Origin of the sequence: Pandoraea norimbergensis (assembly GCF_001465545.3) — a bacterium.
Lineage (GTDB): Bacteria > Pseudomonadota > Gammaproteobacteria > Burkholderiales > Burkholderiaceae > Pandoraea > Pandoraea norimbergensis.
Genome location: NZ_CP013480.3, coordinates 542697 through 559799 on the forward strand (window position 1 = coordinate 542697; position 17103 = coordinate 559799).

General features: G+C 61.6%; 16 protein-coding genes. 11 read left to right on the forward strand and 5 right to left on the reverse strand.

Annotation, left to right across the window (positions count from 1 at the left end):
* Positions 1–50 precede the first annotated feature (50 nt).
* The 10 genes from lipB (at position 51) to AT302_RS02470 (ending at position 11799) form a co-directional block, all read left to right on the forward strand.
* A complete protein-coding gene (gene lipB, locus AT302_RS02425) occupies positions 51–776 on the forward strand; it encodes a lipoyl(octanoyl) transferase LipB (RefSeq protein WP_058377051.1) in 726 nt (241 codons plus the stop codon).
* Between the two features lie 23 nt (positions 777–799).
* Positions 800–1804 carry a lipoyl synthase gene (lipA, locus tag AT302_RS02430; protein ID WP_058377052.1) on the forward strand — a complete coding sequence of 335 codons (1005 nt, stop codon included), beginning with the start codon at positions 800–802 and terminating at the stop codon, positions 1802–1804.
* 475 nt (positions 1805–2279) lie between these two features.
* Complete coding sequence (locus AT302_RS02435) at positions 2280–3164, forward strand: N-formylglutamate amidohydrolase (protein WP_058377053.1); 885 nt, start codon at positions 2280–2282, stop codon at positions 3162–3164.
* Positions 3164–3943, forward strand: coding sequence for an IclR family transcriptional regulator (locus tag AT302_RS02440; protein WP_058377054.1), 780 nt, complete (start codon positions 3164–3166; stop codon positions 3941–3943). The genes AT302_RS02435 and AT302_RS02440 overlap by 1 nt, the downstream gene beginning before the upstream one ends.
* 365 nt (positions 3944–4308) lie before the next feature.
* Positions 4309–5280: an ABC transporter substrate-binding protein gene (locus AT302_RS02445; protein WP_058377055.1), complete on the forward strand. Its 972-nt coding sequence runs from the start codon at positions 4309–4311 to the stop codon at positions 5278–5280.
* A 25-nt stretch (positions 5281–5305) separates the two neighbouring features.
* On the forward strand, positions 5306–6127 hold the full coding sequence (locus AT302_RS02450) for an ABC transporter permease (protein WP_058377056.1): 822 nt from the start codon (positions 5306–5308) through the stop codon (positions 6125–6127).
* Positions 6128–6137: 10 nt separating this feature from the next.
* Entirely contained in the window at positions 6138–6932 is a 795-nt protein-coding gene (locus AT302_RS02455) for an ABC transporter ATP-binding protein (RefSeq protein WP_058377057.1), read from the forward strand.
* A gap of 44 nt (positions 6933–6976) precedes the next feature.
* Positions 6977–8263: a dicarboxylate/amino acid:cation symporter gene (locus tag AT302_RS02460; protein WP_058377058.1), complete on the forward strand. Its 1287-nt coding sequence runs from the start codon at positions 6977–6979 to the stop codon at positions 8261–8263.
* A gap of 339 nt (positions 8264–8602) precedes the next feature.
* Complete coding sequence (locus AT302_RS02465; protein ID WP_058380045.1) at positions 8603–10456, forward strand: sensor histidine kinase; 1854 nt, start codon at positions 8603–8605, stop codon at positions 10454–10456.
* Entirely contained in the window at positions 10456–11799 is a 1344-nt protein-coding gene (locus AT302_RS02470; RefSeq protein WP_058377059.1) for a sigma-54-dependent transcriptional regulator, read from the forward strand. Before AT302_RS02465 ends, AT302_RS02470 begins: the two co-directional genes overlap by 1 nt.
* Positions 11800–11873: 74 nt before the next feature.
* Here AT302_RS02470 and AT302_RS02475 read toward each other — a convergent pair whose 3' ends face one another.
* Both AT302_RS02475 and AT302_RS02480 read right to left on the reverse strand, forming a co-directional pair.
* The gene (locus AT302_RS02475) at positions 11874–12398 is read right to left on the reverse strand and encodes a TlpA disulfide reductase family protein (protein WP_058377060.1); all 525 of its coding nucleotides are present in this window, start codon (positions 12396–12398) and stop codon (positions 11874–11876) included.
* A 72-nt stretch (positions 12399–12470) separates the two neighbouring features.
* A complete protein-coding gene (locus AT302_RS02480; RefSeq protein WP_237172047.1) occupies positions 12471–13145 on the reverse strand; it encodes a thioredoxin domain-containing protein in 675 nt (224 codons plus the stop codon).
* Between the two features lie 181 nt (positions 13146–13326).
* Between AT302_RS02480 and AT302_RS02485 the strand changes: the two genes are divergently transcribed.
* A complete protein-coding gene (locus AT302_RS02485) occupies positions 13327–13821 on the forward strand; it encodes a hypothetical protein (protein ID WP_058377061.1) in 495 nt (164 codons plus the stop codon).
* Positions 13822–13837: 16 nt separating this feature from the next.
* Here AT302_RS02485 and AT302_RS02490 read toward each other — a convergent pair whose 3' ends face one another.
* The 3 genes from AT302_RS02490 to istA form a co-directional block, all read right to left on the reverse strand.
* The gene (locus AT302_RS02490; RefSeq protein WP_058377062.1) at positions 13838–14428 is read right to left on the reverse strand and encodes an ATP-binding protein; all 591 of its coding nucleotides are present in this window, start codon (positions 14426–14428) and stop codon (positions 13838–13840) included.
* A 356-nt stretch (positions 14429–14784) separates the two neighbouring features.
* Positions 14785–15582, reverse strand: a complete 798-nt coding sequence (gene istB, locus AT302_RS02495) for an IS21-like element helper ATPase IstB (RefSeq protein ID WP_058376310.1) — start codon at positions 15580–15582, stop codon at positions 14785–14787.
* Positions 15575–17080: an IS21 family transposase gene (gene istA / locus AT302_RS02500; protein ID WP_058379935.1), complete on the reverse strand. Its 1506-nt coding sequence runs from the start codon at positions 17078–17080 to the stop codon at positions 15575–15577. The genes istB and istA overlap by 8 nt, the downstream gene beginning before the upstream one ends.
* Positions 17081–17103: the final 23 nt, after the last annotated feature.

Below are 17103 nucleotides of genomic sequence, written 5' to 3' on the forward strand. Positions count from 1 at the left end.
CGCCGCGTCGGTCCGAGCAAGACGCGGCGGGTTTCGTTAAAATCGCGTTCATGACCTCCCCGATCGAAGTGTGCTGGCGCGGCACCGAAGACTACGCCACATCGTTCGACGCCATGCGCGCCTACACCGATGCGCGTGGCGCGCACGGCCCGGATCAACTCTGGATCGTCCAGCATCCCCCCGTTTATACGTTGGGGCTCGCCGGCGACCCGGCTCACCTGCTTATCGCCGATAGCGGCATCCCCCTCGTCAAAGTCGACCGTGGCGGCCAAATCACGTATCACGGGCCCGGCCAGGTAGTGATTTATCTGCTCGTGGACCTGCGCCGCCGCAAGCTTGGCGTGCGCGAACTGGTGCGGCTGATCGAGCAGGCGGTGATTGATACCCTTGGAGCGTATAATCTCGCTGTTGAGCGCCGGGCTGGCGCGCCGGGCATCTATGTGAGCTCGGGCGACGGCACCGAAGCGCATGCTGGCGCGAAAATCGCCGCTCTTGGGTTGAAAATCCGCAACGGATGCAGTTATCACGGCGTGTCGCTGAACGTCGCGATGGATTTGCGCCCGTACGACTGGATCAATCCGTGCGGTTACGCCGGTTTGCAAACCGTAGACATGGCCACGCTCGGCGTGGCCCCCCGCTGGGACGAAGTGGCCGCGCGACTGGCGCAGCAACTCGGCCATCACCTCGAACAGCACCCCGCGTCGGCCGATGCCGCGCCACCTGCCGACTCTGCGCCCCACGCAGACGCAGCAGCCAGCGCGAACGCCGCCGCCTGAATGGACGCCTGGAAAGCCCCATCATGACCACCACCGTGAACGACACCGCGAGCAAGGAAGTTCGCACGATCGATGGCGAATACGACGCCACCGCCAAGCAAAAGTCGCAAGCCAAGACCGCGCGCATCCCGATCAAGATCGTGCCGATCGAGCGGTTGAAGAAGCCGGACTGGATTCGCGTGAAGGCGGCGACGCACACGTCGCGGTTCTACGAGATCAAGCAGATTCTGCGCGAGCACAACCTTCACACCGTGTGTGAAGAGGCGAGCTGCCCGAATATCGGCGAGTGCTTCGGTAAGGGCACGGCCACGTTCATGATCATGGGTGACAAGTGCACGCGCCGTTGCCCGTTCTGCGACGTGGGCCATGGCCGCCCGGACCCGCTCGACGTGGACGAACCGCTGAACCTCGCGAAGACCATCGCGGCGATGCGCCTGAAGTACGTGGTGATCACGAGTGTCGACCGTGACGACCTGCGCGACGGCGGTGCCCAACACTTTGTCGATTGCATTCGTCATGTGCGCGAGCTGTCGCCGCAGACCCGTATCGAAATCTTGACGCCGGACTTCCGTGCGCGTCTGGACCGTGCGCTGGGCATCCTCAATGCCGCCCCGCCCGATGTGATGAACCACAACCTCGAAACGGTGCCGCGTCTGTACAAGGAAGCGCGTCCGGGCTCGGACTATCAGCATTCGCTGACGTTGCTCAAGGAATTCAAGGCCGCGCATCCGGACGTCTCGACGAAGTCGGGCCTGATGGTCGGTCTGGGCGAGACGGATGAGGAAATTCTGGAAGTGATGCGCGATCTGCGTGCCCACAACGTCGACATGCTGACGATCGGCCAGTATCTCCAGCCGTCGGAACACCACCTCGCAGTGCGTCGCTACGTGACCCCGGACACCTTCAAGATGTTCGAGGAAGAGGCCTACAAGATGGGCTTCACGCACGCTGCGGTGGGCGCGATGGTGCGTTCGAGCTATCACGCGGACGTGCAGGCGCACGAAGCCGGTGTGGCCGACGCTATCTGAGGCCAACGCGACGGGCATGCCGTCGGGCCAAAGCCCGAAGCAAGTCGAAGCAAAAAAGCAGCGGACTGTCCCCGGACAGTCCGCTTTTTTATTGGGCGAAGCCTATAACCTGCGCAGAGTGATCGGACGTGGCCAGACGCGGGTAGTCGTATTTCGAGCGCCGACGTATGGCAGACGCCGGAAAAGTCATTACGAGCCATCACAGACATCGCTCGGTTCATCACGTAATACGCTCACGAAACGCCCGCGACCGCAGCCAAAACCTGTCGAACGCTGGCCGTTCTACCGGCAACTTCGGGTAATCGACAGGCCCGCATAGGTAACTCACCGGCAGCCGTGCCGAAATATGTTGTAACAACCATCACCTTGTCGCCCCCTCGGCGTTGTTTCAGAATATTGAAACCTTGTTTTGCTGGTCAAAACAAAGAGCTCGCTATCTGTGGGCGAGCGTTCCGAACGTACGCGAGGAGACGGCATGTCCCGTCAGGTCACCGAGGGCCGATATTTTGTGGAAGCGCCGCAAGCCGGGCGAGGGGGGCAATTGTGCCGCCTGCCGCTGGTCTTCGACGCACCGCACAGCGGCCAGGTGTTCCCGCCTGACTTCGACACCATTGCGCCCACGGCAGCCATTCATGCGTGCGGCGATGCCTACGTCGACGAACTGTGGTCCATCGTCACGCAACACGGTGCGACGCTTGTTGCTGCGCTCTTCCCGCGGGCTTATATCGACCCGAATCGCGCCGTTCACGACCTTGACCCCGAGTTGATCGCGAGCCTGTGGCCGCACGATGCGCGCCCCGAGGCGTATAGCGAACGGGGTGTCGGCCTGCTGCACCGCTTTGCCGCGCCGAACGTGCCGCTCTACGACCGCCGCCTGAGCGTGGCCGAGGTCGAGCGCCGCATCAATGATTACTACCTGCCCTACCGTCAGGCGTTGCGCGACGCGCTCGATGCCGCCCGCAACGAATACGGCGTGGTCTGGCATCTCGATTGCCACTCCATGAGCTCGCGCGGCGGCGCACTCGACCCCGATGCCGGGATGTCGCGCGCTGACGTGATCGTGAGCGACTACGACGGCACCACAGCCGATCCCACGTTCTCGCAATGGCTTGTGGACGAGTTCACGCGACTGGGTTTTCGCGTCGCCTACAACACGCCTTATCGCGGTGGCGACATCGTGCGCCACTTTGGCCGGCCCGCAGAGCGCCGGCACAGCGTGCAGATTGAGCTGAACCGGGCGCTTTACATGAACGAATCACGCGATGAGAAGCATGAAGGTTTCTCGTCGCTGCAATCGCAACTTGGGCAATTTGCGGCGGCGCTCGCCGCGTATGCCGAACAACATAGCGAGGAAGCTTGATGGACTACACAGTCGCTTCGGTCGACACGGCGCTTTCGCTGCTGTCGCTGGTCGGGGAGTGCCCCGGTCTGGGTGTGACGGAATTGGCGCAACGTGCCGGCCTGAACAAGTCGCGTGCCTTTCGCCTGCTGGCGACGCTCGAACAGCATCGCTGGGTCGTGCGAGAGGGCAGCCCCGTTACCTACGTGCTCGGTGCGCAAGCGCTGGTGCTGGGCGTGGCCGGCCACGAGCAGGTGAATCTGGTGAAGGTGGCGCATCGCCATATCCAGTCGCTCAACCGCGCGCTCAACGAAAACATTCAACTGCGTGTGCGCGATGGCCTTGAGTCGCTGTGCGTCGCCCGCGTGGAATCGACCCACGAACTGCGCGTGCACGGCGTGGTCGGCAATCGCCGCCCGCTGTACGTTGGTGCGTCGGGCCGCGTGCTGCTCGCGTTTGCGTCGGACGACGTGCGCGCGCAGGTGCTGGGCCGCCCGCGCAAACGCTTCACGGCCGGCACGTTGATCGAGCGTGACGAACTGGCGGCGGAACTGCTCAACGTGCGTACGCAAGACTGCGCTGTGAGCTTCGGTGAACTCGCGCCTGAGGCTGTGTCGGTTGCCGTGCCGGTGCGTGATGCGTCGGGCGAAGTGATTGCATCGCTGTCGGCGTCGGGCCCGTCCTCGCGCATGACGCGTGCGTTGCTGCCGGACATCTCGTCGCGTCTGTCGACCTGCGCTGCGGAAATCTCCGCCGAGTTGGGTTATCAGGTGCAAGTGCCGGAAGTGCTCTCGGCCTGAGGCCGCCGGGCACCCGGCCGTTGCCATTGTCCTGATTGGCCGGCGCTTCGACAGCGTCGGCCCGTCGTCACGCCATCCACCCACGACGGATTTTTCATCGTTGCGTTGTGCGGCCGCAGTCTCGGGGTTTGCCCCCATCCGCTTCGCGTAATTTCCCGATTTCATTCGAAATTCTGGAAATCCAGAAACAATATTCCGCGTTTTTCCGGATTTCCGTATACCCGACCATCGGGTTTTCCACACTTTCTCTCAAATAAATCAAAGACATAACTTGCTGGCATGACTATTGCTTTCTAACGCGCGTGCTGCTGCGTTGTCTGGATTCCCGATAACGCGCAAGCCGATCTAATAAGAGAGGAGACCTTATGTTCAAGCAATGTCTTGCCGCCGCGGCCTTGTGCGCGGTTTCGCTGCACGCTTTCGCCGACGATCTGGTGCGTCTGGGCAACCTGAAGTTCGCCCACTACGGCGCGGTGTCGTACATGAAAGTGATTGGCCCGAAGTACGGCCTGAAGATCGAAGAGCGCATGTTCGCGAAGGGCGTGGACATCATGCCGGCGATCGTGGCCGGTCAGATCGACGTGTCGGCAAGCGCGCTTGACGCCGCTATCGCAGGTCGTGCGCAGGGGGCGCCGATCTATGCAGTGGCAGGTTTCGCCAAGGGCGGCGTGCGACTGGTGTCGAAGAAGGGCATCGCCGTCACCAAGGTGGCCGATCTCAAGGGCAAGAAGGTTGGCGTGGCCCGTGGCGGCGCGCAGGAACTCATTCTCTACGCAGAACTGGCCAAGGCCGGCCTCACGTGGTCGGATCAGCCGGGTGCCAAAGACGTGCAGATCCTGTTCATGGCCTATGCCGACCTGAATCAGGCCCTCGCCGCCGGCAGCATCGACGCCATGTGCCAGTCGGAGCCGCAAGCTTCGCAAGCCATCAACAAGGGCTTCGGCGTCGAAATGCTCAAGCCGTACGACACGCCCATCGGCGAGCCGGTGCGTGCGCTCGTGATCACCGAAAAGCTCTACAAAGAAAAGCCGGACGTCGCGCAGCGCCTGATGTACGCCTTCGTCGAAGCGACCGACTACTTCATCAAGAACCCGCAAGCGGCCGAGAAGTACGTGCGTGAAGACATGTTCAAGAACCAGATCACGCAGCAGGACTTCACCGACGCCATCGGCAACTCGCCGTATAGCTACGATCTGAGCACCTCGCACGTGCAACTGACCACCGACCTGATGAAGCAGTACGGCGTGGGCAAGCTGCAAGATCCGGTGCCGAAGGCTAACGACTGGGTCAAGCTCGACCTGCTCGCCAATGCCAAGACCAAGCTGAACATCAAGTAAGGCGAGGTCACTAGTGGCAGCTGTTATGGCGTCTTCCGGCACGCGCTCCTCGCGCGCGCTACGCGGCGTGTTGATTCCGCTCTCGGTCGTGGTGATCTGGCAGATCGTCACCGGCCTGGAGTGGATCAACCCGATCATTCTTCCTTCGCCGCTCGCCGTCGTGGCCAAGTGGTGGCAGTACCTCAAGCCGACGGTGACGATGGCTGAAGGCTTCGGCGCGTGGCTGCATTCGAGCGAATTGCTCACCGATGCGGCCAACAGTCTCTATCGCGTGATCATGGGCTTTCTGGTCGGCACGGTGATTGCCCTGCCGCTCGGTCTGCTCATGGGCACGAGCCCCCGTATTTACGGCCTGTTCAACCCGCTGGTGCAGGTGGTGCGCCCGATTCCCCCGATCGCGTACATCCCGCTGGCCATTTTGTGGTTCGGTCTCGGCAACCCGCCGGCGTTCTTCCTCATCGCGCTCGGGGCGTTCTTCCCGGTGCTGATGAACACGATCGCCGGGGTGCGCCACGTCGACGGCATCTATCTGCGCGCGGCACGCAACCTCGGTGCCGGCCAGTTCACGATCTTCCGTCGCGTGATCATGCCGGCGGCGACGCCGTACATCCTGTCGGGCATTCGCATCGGTATCGGTACCGCTTTCATCGTGGTGATCGTGGCCGAGATGATTGCCGTGAACAACGGCCTCGGCTACCGCATTCTGGAAGCGCGCGAGTACATGTGGTCCGACAAGATCATCGCCGGCATGCTGACCATCGGCCTGCTCGGTCTGGTGATCGATCTGGGCATGGATCGTCTCAATAACCACCTGCTCAAGTGGCATCGTGGTCTGGAAACCAAGTGAGGCGAACGACATGCTGATCGAAATCGAACACGTCAACAAACAGTTCGCCGTTCCCGGCGGCACCGTCGATGCGCTCAAGAACATCGACCTGAAGATCGGTACGGGAGAGTTCGTCTGCCTGCTGGGGCCTTCGGGCTGCGGCAAGTCGACGTTGCTCAACGCGCTGGCCGGCTTCGTGCAGCCTACCTCGGGTGCGATTCGTATCGATGGCCGCGCCGATGCAGCCGCCGAACCGGGGCCGGACCGCGGCATGGTGTTCCAGGAGTACGCACTGTTTCCGTGGATGACCGTCGCGCAAAACATTGCGTTCGGACTGGAAATCAAGGGCATGAAGCGCGCCGAGATCAACGAGCGCGTGGACTTGCTGCTGGGCAAACTCAATTTGCGCGAGTTCCGCGAGCGGTTTCCGCGCGATCTGTCGGGTGGCATGCGTCAGCGTGTGGCGATTGCCCGCGTACTGGCGCTCGACAGCCCGATCATGCTCATGGACGAGCCGTTCGGCGCGCTCGACGCGCTCACGCGTCGGACGTTGCAAGACGAGCTGCTGCGCATCTGGGAGGAATTCAAGAAGACGATCATTTTCGTCACACACAGCATCGAGGAGTCGATCTATCTGGCCGACCGGGTCGTCGTCATGACGTACCGGCCGGGCACGGTCAAGCGGGACATGGCAATCGAATTGCCGCGCCCGCGCGACACGGCAGGCAGCGAATTCAATGAATTGAAGAAGGAGCTGGCCCAGATGGTGATGGAGGAGCAAATGCGCTTCGCGCAAAGCGAGATCCGCGGGGTCACCGCAGATTAATAACAAGGGTGGTGGCTTGCCCCGCCGCCTGAAGAGGAAACAACATGCAAACGAAGACCAAGAAACCCTTTTATCGCATCCTGTACGTACAGGTGCTGATCGCCATCGTCATCGGCGTGCTGCTCGGCCATTTCAAGCCCGATCTGGCCGTGCAGATGAAGCCGCTCGGCGATGCGTTCATCAAGCTGATCAAGATGATCATCGGCCCGGTGATCTTCTGTACCGTCGTGACCGGTATTGCCGGCATGGAAGACATGAAGAAGGTCGGCCGCGTGGGTGGTAAGGCCCTGATCTACTTCGAAGTCGTCTCGACGCTCGCACTGGTCATCGGTCTGATGGCCACGCACATCCTGAAGCCGGGTGCCGGCTTCAACGTCGACATCAACTCGCTCGATCCGAAGGCGATCGCCGGCTACGCCGAAAAGGCAGCGCATGGCGACACGTTCGTCGACTTCCTGCTGCACCTGATTCCGAACACGATTACCGATGCGTTCGCCAAGGGTGAGATTCTCCAGATCCTCGTGATCGCTGTGCTGTTCGGTGCCGCGTTGGGCATGATCGGTGAGCGCGGCCGCGTGGTGACGGGCTGGATCGACAGCGTCTCGGGCGTGCTGTTCCGTGTGGTGCACATCATCACCAAGGTCGCCCCGCTGGGTGCCTTCGGTGCAATGGCCTTCACGATCGGCAAGTACGGTATCGCGTCGCTGGTGCCGCTCGCTAAGCTCATGGGCACGTTCTACCTGACGTCGTTCCTGTTCGTGATCGTCGTGCTGGGGCTGATCGCCAAGTTCACCGGGTTCTCGATCTTCCGCTTCCTCGCTTACATCAAGGAAGAGCTGCTGATCGTGCTGGGTACGAGCTCGTCGGAAGCTGCGCTGCCGCACCTGATGGAAAAGATGGAAAAGGCCGGTTGCTCGAAGTCGGTGGTGGGTCTGGTGATCCCGACCGGTTACTCGTTCAATCTGGACGGCACGAACATCTACATGACGATGGCCGTGCTCTTCATCGCGCAGGCGACGAACATCGATCTGACCTGGGGCCAACAGCTCACGCTGCTCGCCGTGGCGATGCTGACCTCGAAGGGCGCCTCGGGCGTGACCGGCGCCGGCTTCATCACGCTGGCCGCAACGCTCGCCGTGATTCCGACGATTCCGGTCGCCGGGATGGTGCTGATTCTCGGTATCGATCGCTTCATGAGCGAGTGCCGTGCTCTGACGAACATCTGCGGCAACGGCGTTGCCACGATCGTTGTGTCGGCCTGGGAAAAGGAACTGGACCGCAAGAAGCTCGCCGAAGCGATGTCGGGCAAGAAGGGTCCTGAGCTGGCCTGACGGCCAGCCGGCGGCGGGGGCAGGCGAAAACCCTAGACTCCGCTGCCGGGAACATTCGCCACCGGGCGGTGCGGCACAGGCACAATAGCGCCTGAGCTTCGCCGCCCGGTGGTCCTTTGGTTCCGCGATGACGGCAGGCAGTGCGCCCGCACGCTGCCTGCCGTCATCGCCTGAACCGGCAATGCAAGAGGCGTAACACCGCCAACAATGGCCACCCCGCAAGACAACTCGATCCGCGCACATCAGAGCGACCTCCCGCTGGGAGCGATCGCATCGCACGTGAGCCCTGCGGACCGCCGGCGCGACGAAGTCCCGATCGAACTCGAGAGGACTGTGCCGATGCGCCGTTGGATGTGGATCGCCGCCATGCTGGTGGTGAGCACGCTGTTTTGCTGGTTGACGTATGCGCTGAGCTGGCAGCGCGGCGTGGCCGACCTGCGCGTGAACGCCGGTGCGCGCGTGGAGCGCTACGCCGGTAGCTTGCGCAGCACCGTCGACCGCTACGAATTCCTGCCGTATCTGCTTTCGCTGCATCCGTATGTGCACGACTTGCTGCTGCACCCCGAGGACCGCGCGGTGGTGCAGCGCGCCAACGACTATCTGTTCGATGTGAATCAGCGCGCGAAGGCGTCGGCGGCGTATGTCATCGATGCCAAGGGGCTGGCACTCGCGGCCAGTAACTGGCGTGAGAAGGCCACGTTCGTCGGACAGGAGTACCGCTTCCGGCCGTATTTCATCGACGCGATCGGCGGCGGGCTGGGGCGGTTTTACGGTGTGGGTACTACGTCCGGCGAGCCGGGCTACTTCGTGTCGCAGGCGATTCTGGTCGACGGCAAGATTCAGGGCGTGGTCGTCGTCAAACTGAATCTGGAATGGTTTCAGCGTGCCGGGGCGGATGCATCCGAGCCCGTGGTGGTGGCCGACGATCATGGCGTCGTGTTTCTGTCGTCAGAGCCGCGCTGGCAGTATCGCGCGCTCGCGCCGTTGACCCCGGAGGTGACGGCGGCGCTGGAGAGCACACGGCAGTATTACAACCAGCACATCACACCGCTGAACTGGAGTGCCGACGAGCGCTTGGATGCCGATGGCGAAGTCGTGACCGTGCGCGACGGGCGTGGGGCTGGCAAGACGCGGCGTTTTCTTGCCGTGCAGCGCAAGCTTGGCGAACCCGACTGGACGCTGATGTATTTCGCGCCGCTCGATCAGGTGATTGCCAACGCACGCATTGCGGCGGTGGCGGCGGCGTGTCTGGCGGCGTTCACGTGTTTGCTGGGCGTGGCGTGGAATCAGCGTCGTCAGCGGGTGCGCGATATGTTGAAGAGCCGCGAACTGCTGCAATCGGCGTACGCGGAGTTGGGCGAGCGTGTGGCTGAACGCACGGCCGATCTGCAATCGGCCAATGAGCGGTTGCAGACCGAAGTGCAGGAGCGCTCGCGCACCGAGCATGAATTGCGCGATGCGCAGAGCGAACTGGTGCAGGCGTCGAAACTAGTGGCGCTCGGGCAGATGGCGGCCGGTATCACGCATGAATTGAATCAGCCGCTCTCCGCGCTGCGCAGTTTCTCGGATAACACGCGCGTGTTGCTCGATCGCGAGGAGTACGGCGCGGCGCGCGAGAACCTTGAAGCGATTGCATCGCTCACCGATCGCATGGGCCGCATCACGGGCCAGTTACGACTGTTTGCCGGACGCGCACGACGGGGTGACAGCGAGGCATCGGTACGCCGCGCGCTCGATAACACCATGATGTTGTTGCGCGGGCGTATGGCGGGGATTCAGGTGACGGAGACGTTCGCCGAAGGGCTCACCGACGTGCAGGTGGCTTGTGAGAGTCTGCGGCTTGAGCAGGTGTTGATCAATGTGGTGGGTAACGCCATCGACGCCGTGGTGAGTGTGCCGCAACCGCAGGCGCAGCCCTCGATCTGGATCGATGTCGATGCGGATGATCAGTGGGTGCGCATTTATGTGCGCGACAACGGACCCGGCATCGCAGAGGCGCATATTCCGCGTCTGTTCGAACCGTTTTTCAGTACCAAGGAGGGTGGTCAGGGTATGGGACTCGGACTCGCCATCTCATCGTCCATCGCTCAGGAAAACGGCGGCCAATTGGTCGCGCGTAATGTACCGGGCGGTGGTGCGGAATTTCTCGTGACGCTGCGCCGCGTACCTCGCGCCAGCGGGGTAATCGAATGATGTACAAGAACCTGCAAATTCTCTTCGTCGAAGACGACGAACTCGTGCGGCGCGCGACGCTGCAAAGCTTGCAACTCGCAGGACTGGACGCATTCGGACTCGCGTCGGCCGAAGCGGCGCGCGAGCGCATCACGCCGGACTTTGCCGGCATCGTGGTCTCCGACATTCGACTCATCGGCATGAGCGGGCTGGAGTTGCTCGCGCATCTGCGCCAGCATGCGCCAGAAGTGCCGGTGATTCTCGTGACCGGGCACGGCGACATTTCGATGGCCGTGCAGGCGATTCGCGACGGCGCTTACGATTTCATCGAAAAACCGTTTGCGCCGGATCGCCTCATCGAATCGGCCAAACGTGCGCTCGAGACGCGCAAGCTCATGCTGGAGAACCAGGCACTGCGCCGGGAACTGGCGGAGCAGGGCGGACGTGCGTCGCGCATCATCGGACGCAGCCCGTCGATGGAGACCATGCGCACGCTGATTGCCAACGTCGCCATGACGGATGCGCCGGTGCTGATCAACGGCGATACCGGCACGGGCAAGGAGTTAGTTGCGCGCAGCTTGCATGAGCTGTCGCGGCGCCGCGATGCGCCGTTCGTTGCGCTCAATTGCGGGGCGTTGCCGGAAGCGATCTTCGAGAGCGAGATGTTTGGTCACGAAGTCGGCGCGTTCACGGGCGCGGCCAAGCGGCGCATCGGCAAGCTGGAGCATGCGTCGGGCGGCACGCTATTCCTCGACGAAATCGAGAGCATGCCGGCAACGTTGCAGGTCAAGCTGCTGCGCGTGTTACAGGACGGTGTGCTTGAGCGGCTTGGATCGAATCAGATAATTCGCGTGGATTGCCGCGTGGTCGCGGCGGCCAAGGGCGATATGGAGCAACTGGTGCGTGAGGGCACGTTCCGGCGCGACTTGTATTACCGCTTGAATGTGGTGACGCTGGCGTTGCCGCCGTTGCGTGAACGACGCGAAGACATCGTGCCGCTGTTCGAGCACTTTCTGCTGGACGCGGCGGTGCGTTACGGGCGGCCTGCGCCGCTGGTGACGGAGCGTATGCGCCAGGAGCTGATGCAGTCGGACTGGCCGGGCAACGTGCGTGAGCTGCGCAACGCGGCGGACCGTCTGGTGCTGGGGGTGGCGAGCGCGCCGCAAGACGATTCACATGCACCGCTGCCGCTCAAGGAGCAGGTGGAGCGCTTCGAGCGTGCGGTGCTGCAAGAGGCGTTGGATCACAGCAAAGGCAATGTCGCGGCGACGGCCGAGGCGCTGCATGTGCCGAAAGCCACGTTGTATGAAAAGCTCAAGCGTTATGGTTTGCAGACGAAGGGGCAGGGTGAGGGAGAGCGGTAAGCCAGTCACACGATGCAGCGAGCAACAAAAAAGCGCCCTAGGGCGCTTTTTGTTTGATGCGTTCGTGTGAAGCGTCAGGCTTGTTTGCCGAGTGCCTTTTCGATCAGCTTGTCGAGTTCGGCGTATTCCGGTTCGCCGACGTACTGCTTGAGCACGTGGCCATCGCGATCGACCACGAAGGTCGTCGGCGTGAGTTGCACGTTGCCGTATTGCTTGGCCACGCTGCCGTCGGAATCCATCGCCACCTTGAACGGCAACTGACGCGACTGCGCGTAGTTCATGACGTACATCGGCGGGTCATAGCTCATCGCCACGGCGACGAATTCCAGCCCTTGGCCTTTGTACTTCTCGTACGTCTGCACCATCGTCGGCATTTCCTTCATGCACGTCACGCAGCTCGTCGCCCAGAAGTTCACCAGATAGACCTTGCCCTTGAGTTGCTCGGGGCTCAGCTTCTGTCCCGACAGCAGCGTGAAGGTCGCTTGCGGCGCGCGCTTCTGACCGGCAAACGTGAAGTACGCGGCAACGGCCACGACCACGATGACCGCGACGGCGAGAATCTTGCCCAGAGGGGACTTGCGAGAGGTCGATGCGCTCATGAAACAGCCAAGGTTGGTTTCGCGGGCGGGGTCGCTTGGCCCCGTTCAGTGACGACGATTCTACTCTGAATCTCAGCGCGTCGTGGTGCCGCTGGCGGCGTGCAAACGCGCGCGGGCATTGGCGATGGCGTCGTCCAGATAGGCACCGTAGAAGTCCGGCAGACCTGCACCGATCAACGGGTCGGCAATCGCGCGTCCGTTCGTATCGAGGAACAAAACCGTCGGCGAAACCTTGACACCGTGGGCACGTGCCCACGCGATACCGGTCGTTGTGGTGCCGTCGAAGTCACGCACGGTGGCGGCGCTGTCCATGCCGATTTCGCGTACTTCGTACTTGCCGCTGCGCACCAGCGGGGCGAGTTCGCGCTGGCGAATCGGTCCGCAATAGACACAGTCACGCAGCGAGACGAGCACGATCAATGGGGCGTCGAGCGCCATTGCGCGGCGTGCATGCGCGGCGAAGTCGGTAGCGGCGGGGAGGGTGGCTCCAACGGCAGCGTGTTGTGTTGCCGTTTTGCCAGCCTTCAGGGGCTCAGTACCACTAGCAGGTGGTGTCGTGACGCCCGGCAAAACCGTGCCGCCGGGGACGGATTCTGATGGTGTCGCTTTGGTGGTGGCGCTGGTCGTACTGGAGAGGTTCGCCGCGTTGGCGACCTGTCCGAGGCCTAACGCCGCTGCCAAGAACCAGCCGACAAAGCCGACGCCTCCCGCCTTCTGTAGAGACGTGCGTGAAGGCGCGGAACGCATTGCCGGAGGAGTGTCTGAACCGTGTTTCATGGCGCCGATGATACCGGGTTCCGGCATCGCGCGTTTCTCGTGTCGCAACCGTGGCGCGGGATGACGGATAATGGCCGACTTCCTTCACTGATTCCCGCCTTTCGCTATGAACCGCGTTGTCCGTGTTTTCGTCGCTCTCGGTACTTTGGCAATGCTCGTCGCCTGCACGCCTCGCTACGATTGGCGTGAAGTGCGTGACAAGGACGGCGCCTACGCCGTGACGTATCCCGCCAAGCCGACGCAGGATGCCCGCGAAGTGAAGTTCGCCTCCGGCGCGCTGCCGATGCATATGCAGGCGGCACGTGTGGACGCCGCCTTGTTTGCCGTCGGTGTCGTGACCCTGCCAAGCGACGATGCGACGCTGCGCCAGACCGTACTCACCGAACTGCAACACGGGTTGCTCGCGAACGTTAGCGATACCGCTGCTACGCCGACGCAGGTGATGGTGCGTCAGGCAGGCGATGCGCCATCGTTGCCGGGGCTGGCCGTCGCCGCGCAAGGGTTGGCGAGCGACAAGACCGAGCGCTATGTCGCTGCGCGTTTCGTCGGACGCGGCAACCACGTCTATCAGGTGGTCGTGCTTGCGACGAAAGCCCCTGCCAAAGATCAGGTCGATCAGTTCCTCGATTCGTTCACGTTGGAGTGACGCTGCATCGGCACACTCATGCCGCTGTCGCCTCGCGATACTGCACCGCCTCGGCGATGTGACTGACGTCGATCGCATCGCACGCGGCAAGATCCGCGACGGTGCGTGCGACGCGCAACACCCGGTGATAGGTTCGCGCTGACCAGTGATGTTGCTCGACGGCACGATGCAGCACCGCGCGCGCATCGGCGCATAACGTGCAGTGTGTCTCCAGCGCCCGGCCAGACAATTGGCTGTTCAATTGACCCTGCCGCTCGTGTTGACGCTCACGCGCTTCGCGCACGCGCAACGCCACGACGGCACTGCGCTCGCCATGCGACGGTCCCGCGAGTGTCTCTGCACTCAATGCCGGGACACCCACATGCAGATCGATGCGGTCCAGCAACGGGCCGGACAATCGATTTCGGTAGCGCGCAATCGCATCACTCGAACAACGACACGCACGCGATGGGTGCCCAAGATCGCCGCACGGACACGGATTCATCGCAGCGATCAATTGGAACGACGCTGGGAATGCTGCACGCGCGGTGGCCCGCGAGATCGTCACGTGCCCGAGTTCGAGTGGCTCACGTAACACTTCAAGCACACGTCGCTGAAACTCAGGCATTAGGTTGCATTATTTGTCTGTATGGCCTCGCTTCGAACCAAATCGACTATGGTTGTTTAGATACTTCATGAGGAGCGGGGAGATGAGGATCATTCATATTCGCCCGAAGGCGGAGTTTTCCGGCGCACAAGAAATATGCAGCTACTGCCCGGGCTTTCCGCTAAACCCCCAGAATCTTCACCTGTTTGAGGTGCCGCTATTGTCGATAATTGTTGATAGGTGCGGCCTTCCAATCCCTATCGTCAATCAGTTTCTGACACACATCGCGCTTAGAAGCCGAAGTGTGTTGATTTTCACCAAATCTTGACCCGGGATTTTCATCGAAATTTAACCCACCCCCAATCAGCCTAGTACATCTACTTCTGTGTGGATAAGTCGTCATTTTCCGTGCCCTTGGGGGCCTTTTTCCGCGATACCCGAGACTTGGCCGAACTGGTCTTGAAACGCCAGGAATCGTTGCCCGTTTCTACGATGTGGCAGTGATGCGTCACCCGGTCGAGCAGCGCAGTTGTCATCTTTGCGTCCCCGAATACGCTGGCCCATTCGCTAAAGCTCAGATTCGTCGTTATCGCCACGCTGGTGTGCTCGTACAGCTTCGAGAGCAGATGAAATAGCAGTGCACCGCCCGTCTGGCTGAATGGCAGGTAGCCCAGCTCATCGAGGATCACCATATCCACGTACATCAGCTTGTGCGCTATTTGGCCTTGCTTGCCGATAGCCTTCTCTTGCTCCAGCGCGTTCGTCAGTTCCACTGTCGAAAAGTACCTAACTCGCTTGCCTTGGCGCTGCACCGCTTGGATGCCTATCGCAGTCGCCAAATGCGTCTTGCCGGTACCGGGCCCGCCGATAAACACCACGTTGTGTGCGCTGGAGAGAAACGCCAGGTCATGTAGTTCTCGCACCAGCATTTCATCTACGTGCGCTTGGTCGAAATCGAATCCGGTGAGATCGCGATGTGCCGGGAAACGAGCCGCAGTCATTTGATAGGCAATAGATCGGACTTGGCGCTCTGCCGTCTCAGCCATCAGCAGTTGCTTCATGAAACGCTCCGGATCAAACTCCGTGTGCCTGGATTGTGCGAGCAGCTCCGGCCAACTGCTTGCCATGCCGTGCAACTTCAAACCCTTGAGCTGAGCTGTAATGTCATTAGACATGGCGATTCTCCGGGGCATTGGGCCTTAGGCTCTCATAGCGATCGACATCCGCTGAGGGCTCTTCGGTCAGGTGCAGTTTGGTTGGTGCGGGCAGTAACGGCCCGACTGGCGTTTTGAGCCGGCCCAGCACATTGATGACATGCTCGGCACTCGGCCGACCTGACTCCAATGACATTTTTACGGCAGTCAGCACAGCGTCTAAACCGTGGTCACGTACTGCCGCTAGTACTTGCGTCATAACCCGGTCGCCACCGGGATGCTTGAGCAAGTAATGCTGTAAGCGCTGCAGCGGCACCGGCATCGTCGCAAACGGTGCTCCGTTGCGCAGTGCACCGGGTTTTCGCTCCACCAAGTCGATGTAGTGGCGCCAATCGTAAAAAGTGAGGTATCGATCAAAGCTACGCTCATGTCGGGCGACTTCTTGCCCTTCGGAAACGATGCTCAGATATGTCGGGTAGCAGCGCACGCTAACGACCTGATTGGTCAGATTCGATGGCACGCTGTAGCGATTGCGTTGGAAGTGAATCAGGCTCGTTGAGGAGACGCGTAGCGTCTGCTCAACATATCCATCAAATGGCTTAGGGTTGGGCATCAACTTCGTGCGCTCATCTTGCAACGCGTCAGCAATGGTGAGCTCAGGCCACTGCGGGTGTTTGCCTTGCCACGCGCATAGGCATTGGTCGGCAACCCACTCGTTGAGCGTCGCAAGTGTTTCCCATCGATGCTCGGCCGCTTCATGCCAAATCTGTCGTCGCCGATCTTGCACGTTCTTCTCGACGATACCTTTCTCCCAACCGGCAGCGCGATTGCAGAATTCGGGCTCAAAGAGGTAGTGGCCACACATCGCCTCGAAGCGGGCGTTGATCGCTCGCTCTTTGCCTCGGCCGACCTTGTCGACCGCAGTCTTCATGTTGTCGTAAATCCCTCGCCGAGGCACGCCACCAAATGCTGCAAAAGCTCGAGCATGTGCGTCGAATAGCATCTCATGGCTCTGCGTGGGATAGGCAACCAACCAGAATGCGCGACTGGCGTTGAGTTTGACGTGGGCGACCTCGAGCCGCCGGCGCAAGCCTCCCACGAAGGCATACTCGCAGCTCCAATCAAACTGGAACGCCTCACCCGGATCGAAAGCCAACGGCACGTAAGCTTTGGTGCGTGGTGCCTGGGATTGCGTCTCGTGCCAGTGCCGCACGAAGGCGCTCACTCGTGCGTAGCTGCCGGCGTAGCCCTGTGCATGGATTGCCTCAAACATGAAGCGAGCGGTACGGCGATCACGCTTTGGCCGATGGCTGTCGGTGCGTAACCAGCAGCTCAATTGCTCCGCCCACTCATCGATGACGCTGGGGCTGATTCGCTTGGGGTAATGGGGTTCGACCGCATCGGTCTGGCGCAGCCAGCTGCGAATCGTGTTTCGGGACAGGCCCGTGCGTCGCGCAATCTCTCGCAGCGGTACCTTCTCGCGGAAATACATCCGCCTGATCTTGGCTAGCATGCCCACCGTGATCACCTTGGTATCTCCTG

Bases quoted from the DNA above. Each gene is read 5' to 3' on its own strand.
- AT302_RS02475 (WP_058377060.1), bottom strand. From the start codon at position 12,398: ATGAGCGCATCGACCTCTCGCAAGTCCCCTCTGGGCAAGATTCTCGCC.
- AT302_RS02455 (WP_058377057.1), top strand. From the start codon at position 6,138: ATGCTGATCGAAATCGAACACGTCAACAAACAGTTCGCCGTTCCCGGC.
- AT302_RS02445 (WP_058377055.1), top strand. From the start codon at position 4,309: ATGTTCAAGCAATGTCTTGCCGCCGCGGCCTTGTGCGCGGTTTCGCTG.
- lipB (WP_058377051.1), top strand. From the start codon at position 51: ATGACCTCCCCGATCGAAGTGTGCTGGCGCGGCACCGAAGACTACGCC.
- AT302_RS02470 (WP_058377059.1), top strand. From the start codon at position 10,456: ATGTACAAGAACCTGCAAATTCTCTTCGTCGAAGACGACGAACTCGTG.
- AT302_RS02450 (WP_058377056.1), top strand. From the start codon at position 5,306: ATGGCGTCTTCCGGCACGCGCTCCTCGCGCGCGCTACGCGGCGTGTTG.
- AT302_RS02480 (WP_237172047.1), bottom strand. From the start codon at position 13,145: ATGCGTTCCGCGCCTTCACGCACGTCTCTACAGAAGGCGGGAGGCGTC.
- AT302_RS02440 (WP_058377054.1), top strand. From the start codon at position 3,164: ATGGACTACACAGTCGCTTCGGTCGACACGGCGCTTTCGCTGCTGTCG.
- AT302_RS02485 (WP_058377061.1), top strand. From the start codon at position 13,327: ATGCTCGTCGCCTGCACGCCTCGCTACGATTGGCGTGAAGTGCGTGAC.
- istB (WP_058376310.1), bottom strand. From the start codon at position 15,582: ATGTCTAATGACATTACAGCTCAGCTCAAGGGTTTGAAGTTGCACGGC.
- lipA (WP_058377052.1), top strand. From the start codon at position 800: ATGACCACCACCGTGAACGACACCGCGAGCAAGGAAGTTCGCACGATC.
- AT302_RS02465 (WP_058380045.1), top strand. From the start codon at position 8,603: ATGCGCCGTTGGATGTGGATCGCCGCCATGCTGGTGGTGAGCACGCTG.
- AT302_RS02490 (WP_058377062.1), bottom strand. From the start codon at position 14,428: ATGCCTGAGTTTCAGCGACGTGTGCTTGAAGTGTTACGTGAGCCACTC.
- AT302_RS02460 (WP_058377058.1), top strand. From the start codon at position 6,977: ATGCAAACGAAGACCAAGAAACCCTTTTATCGCATCCTGTACGTACAG.
- AT302_RS02435 (WP_058377053.1), top strand. From the start codon at position 2,280: ATGTCCCGTCAGGTCACCGAGGGCCGATATTTTGTGGAAGCGCCGCAA.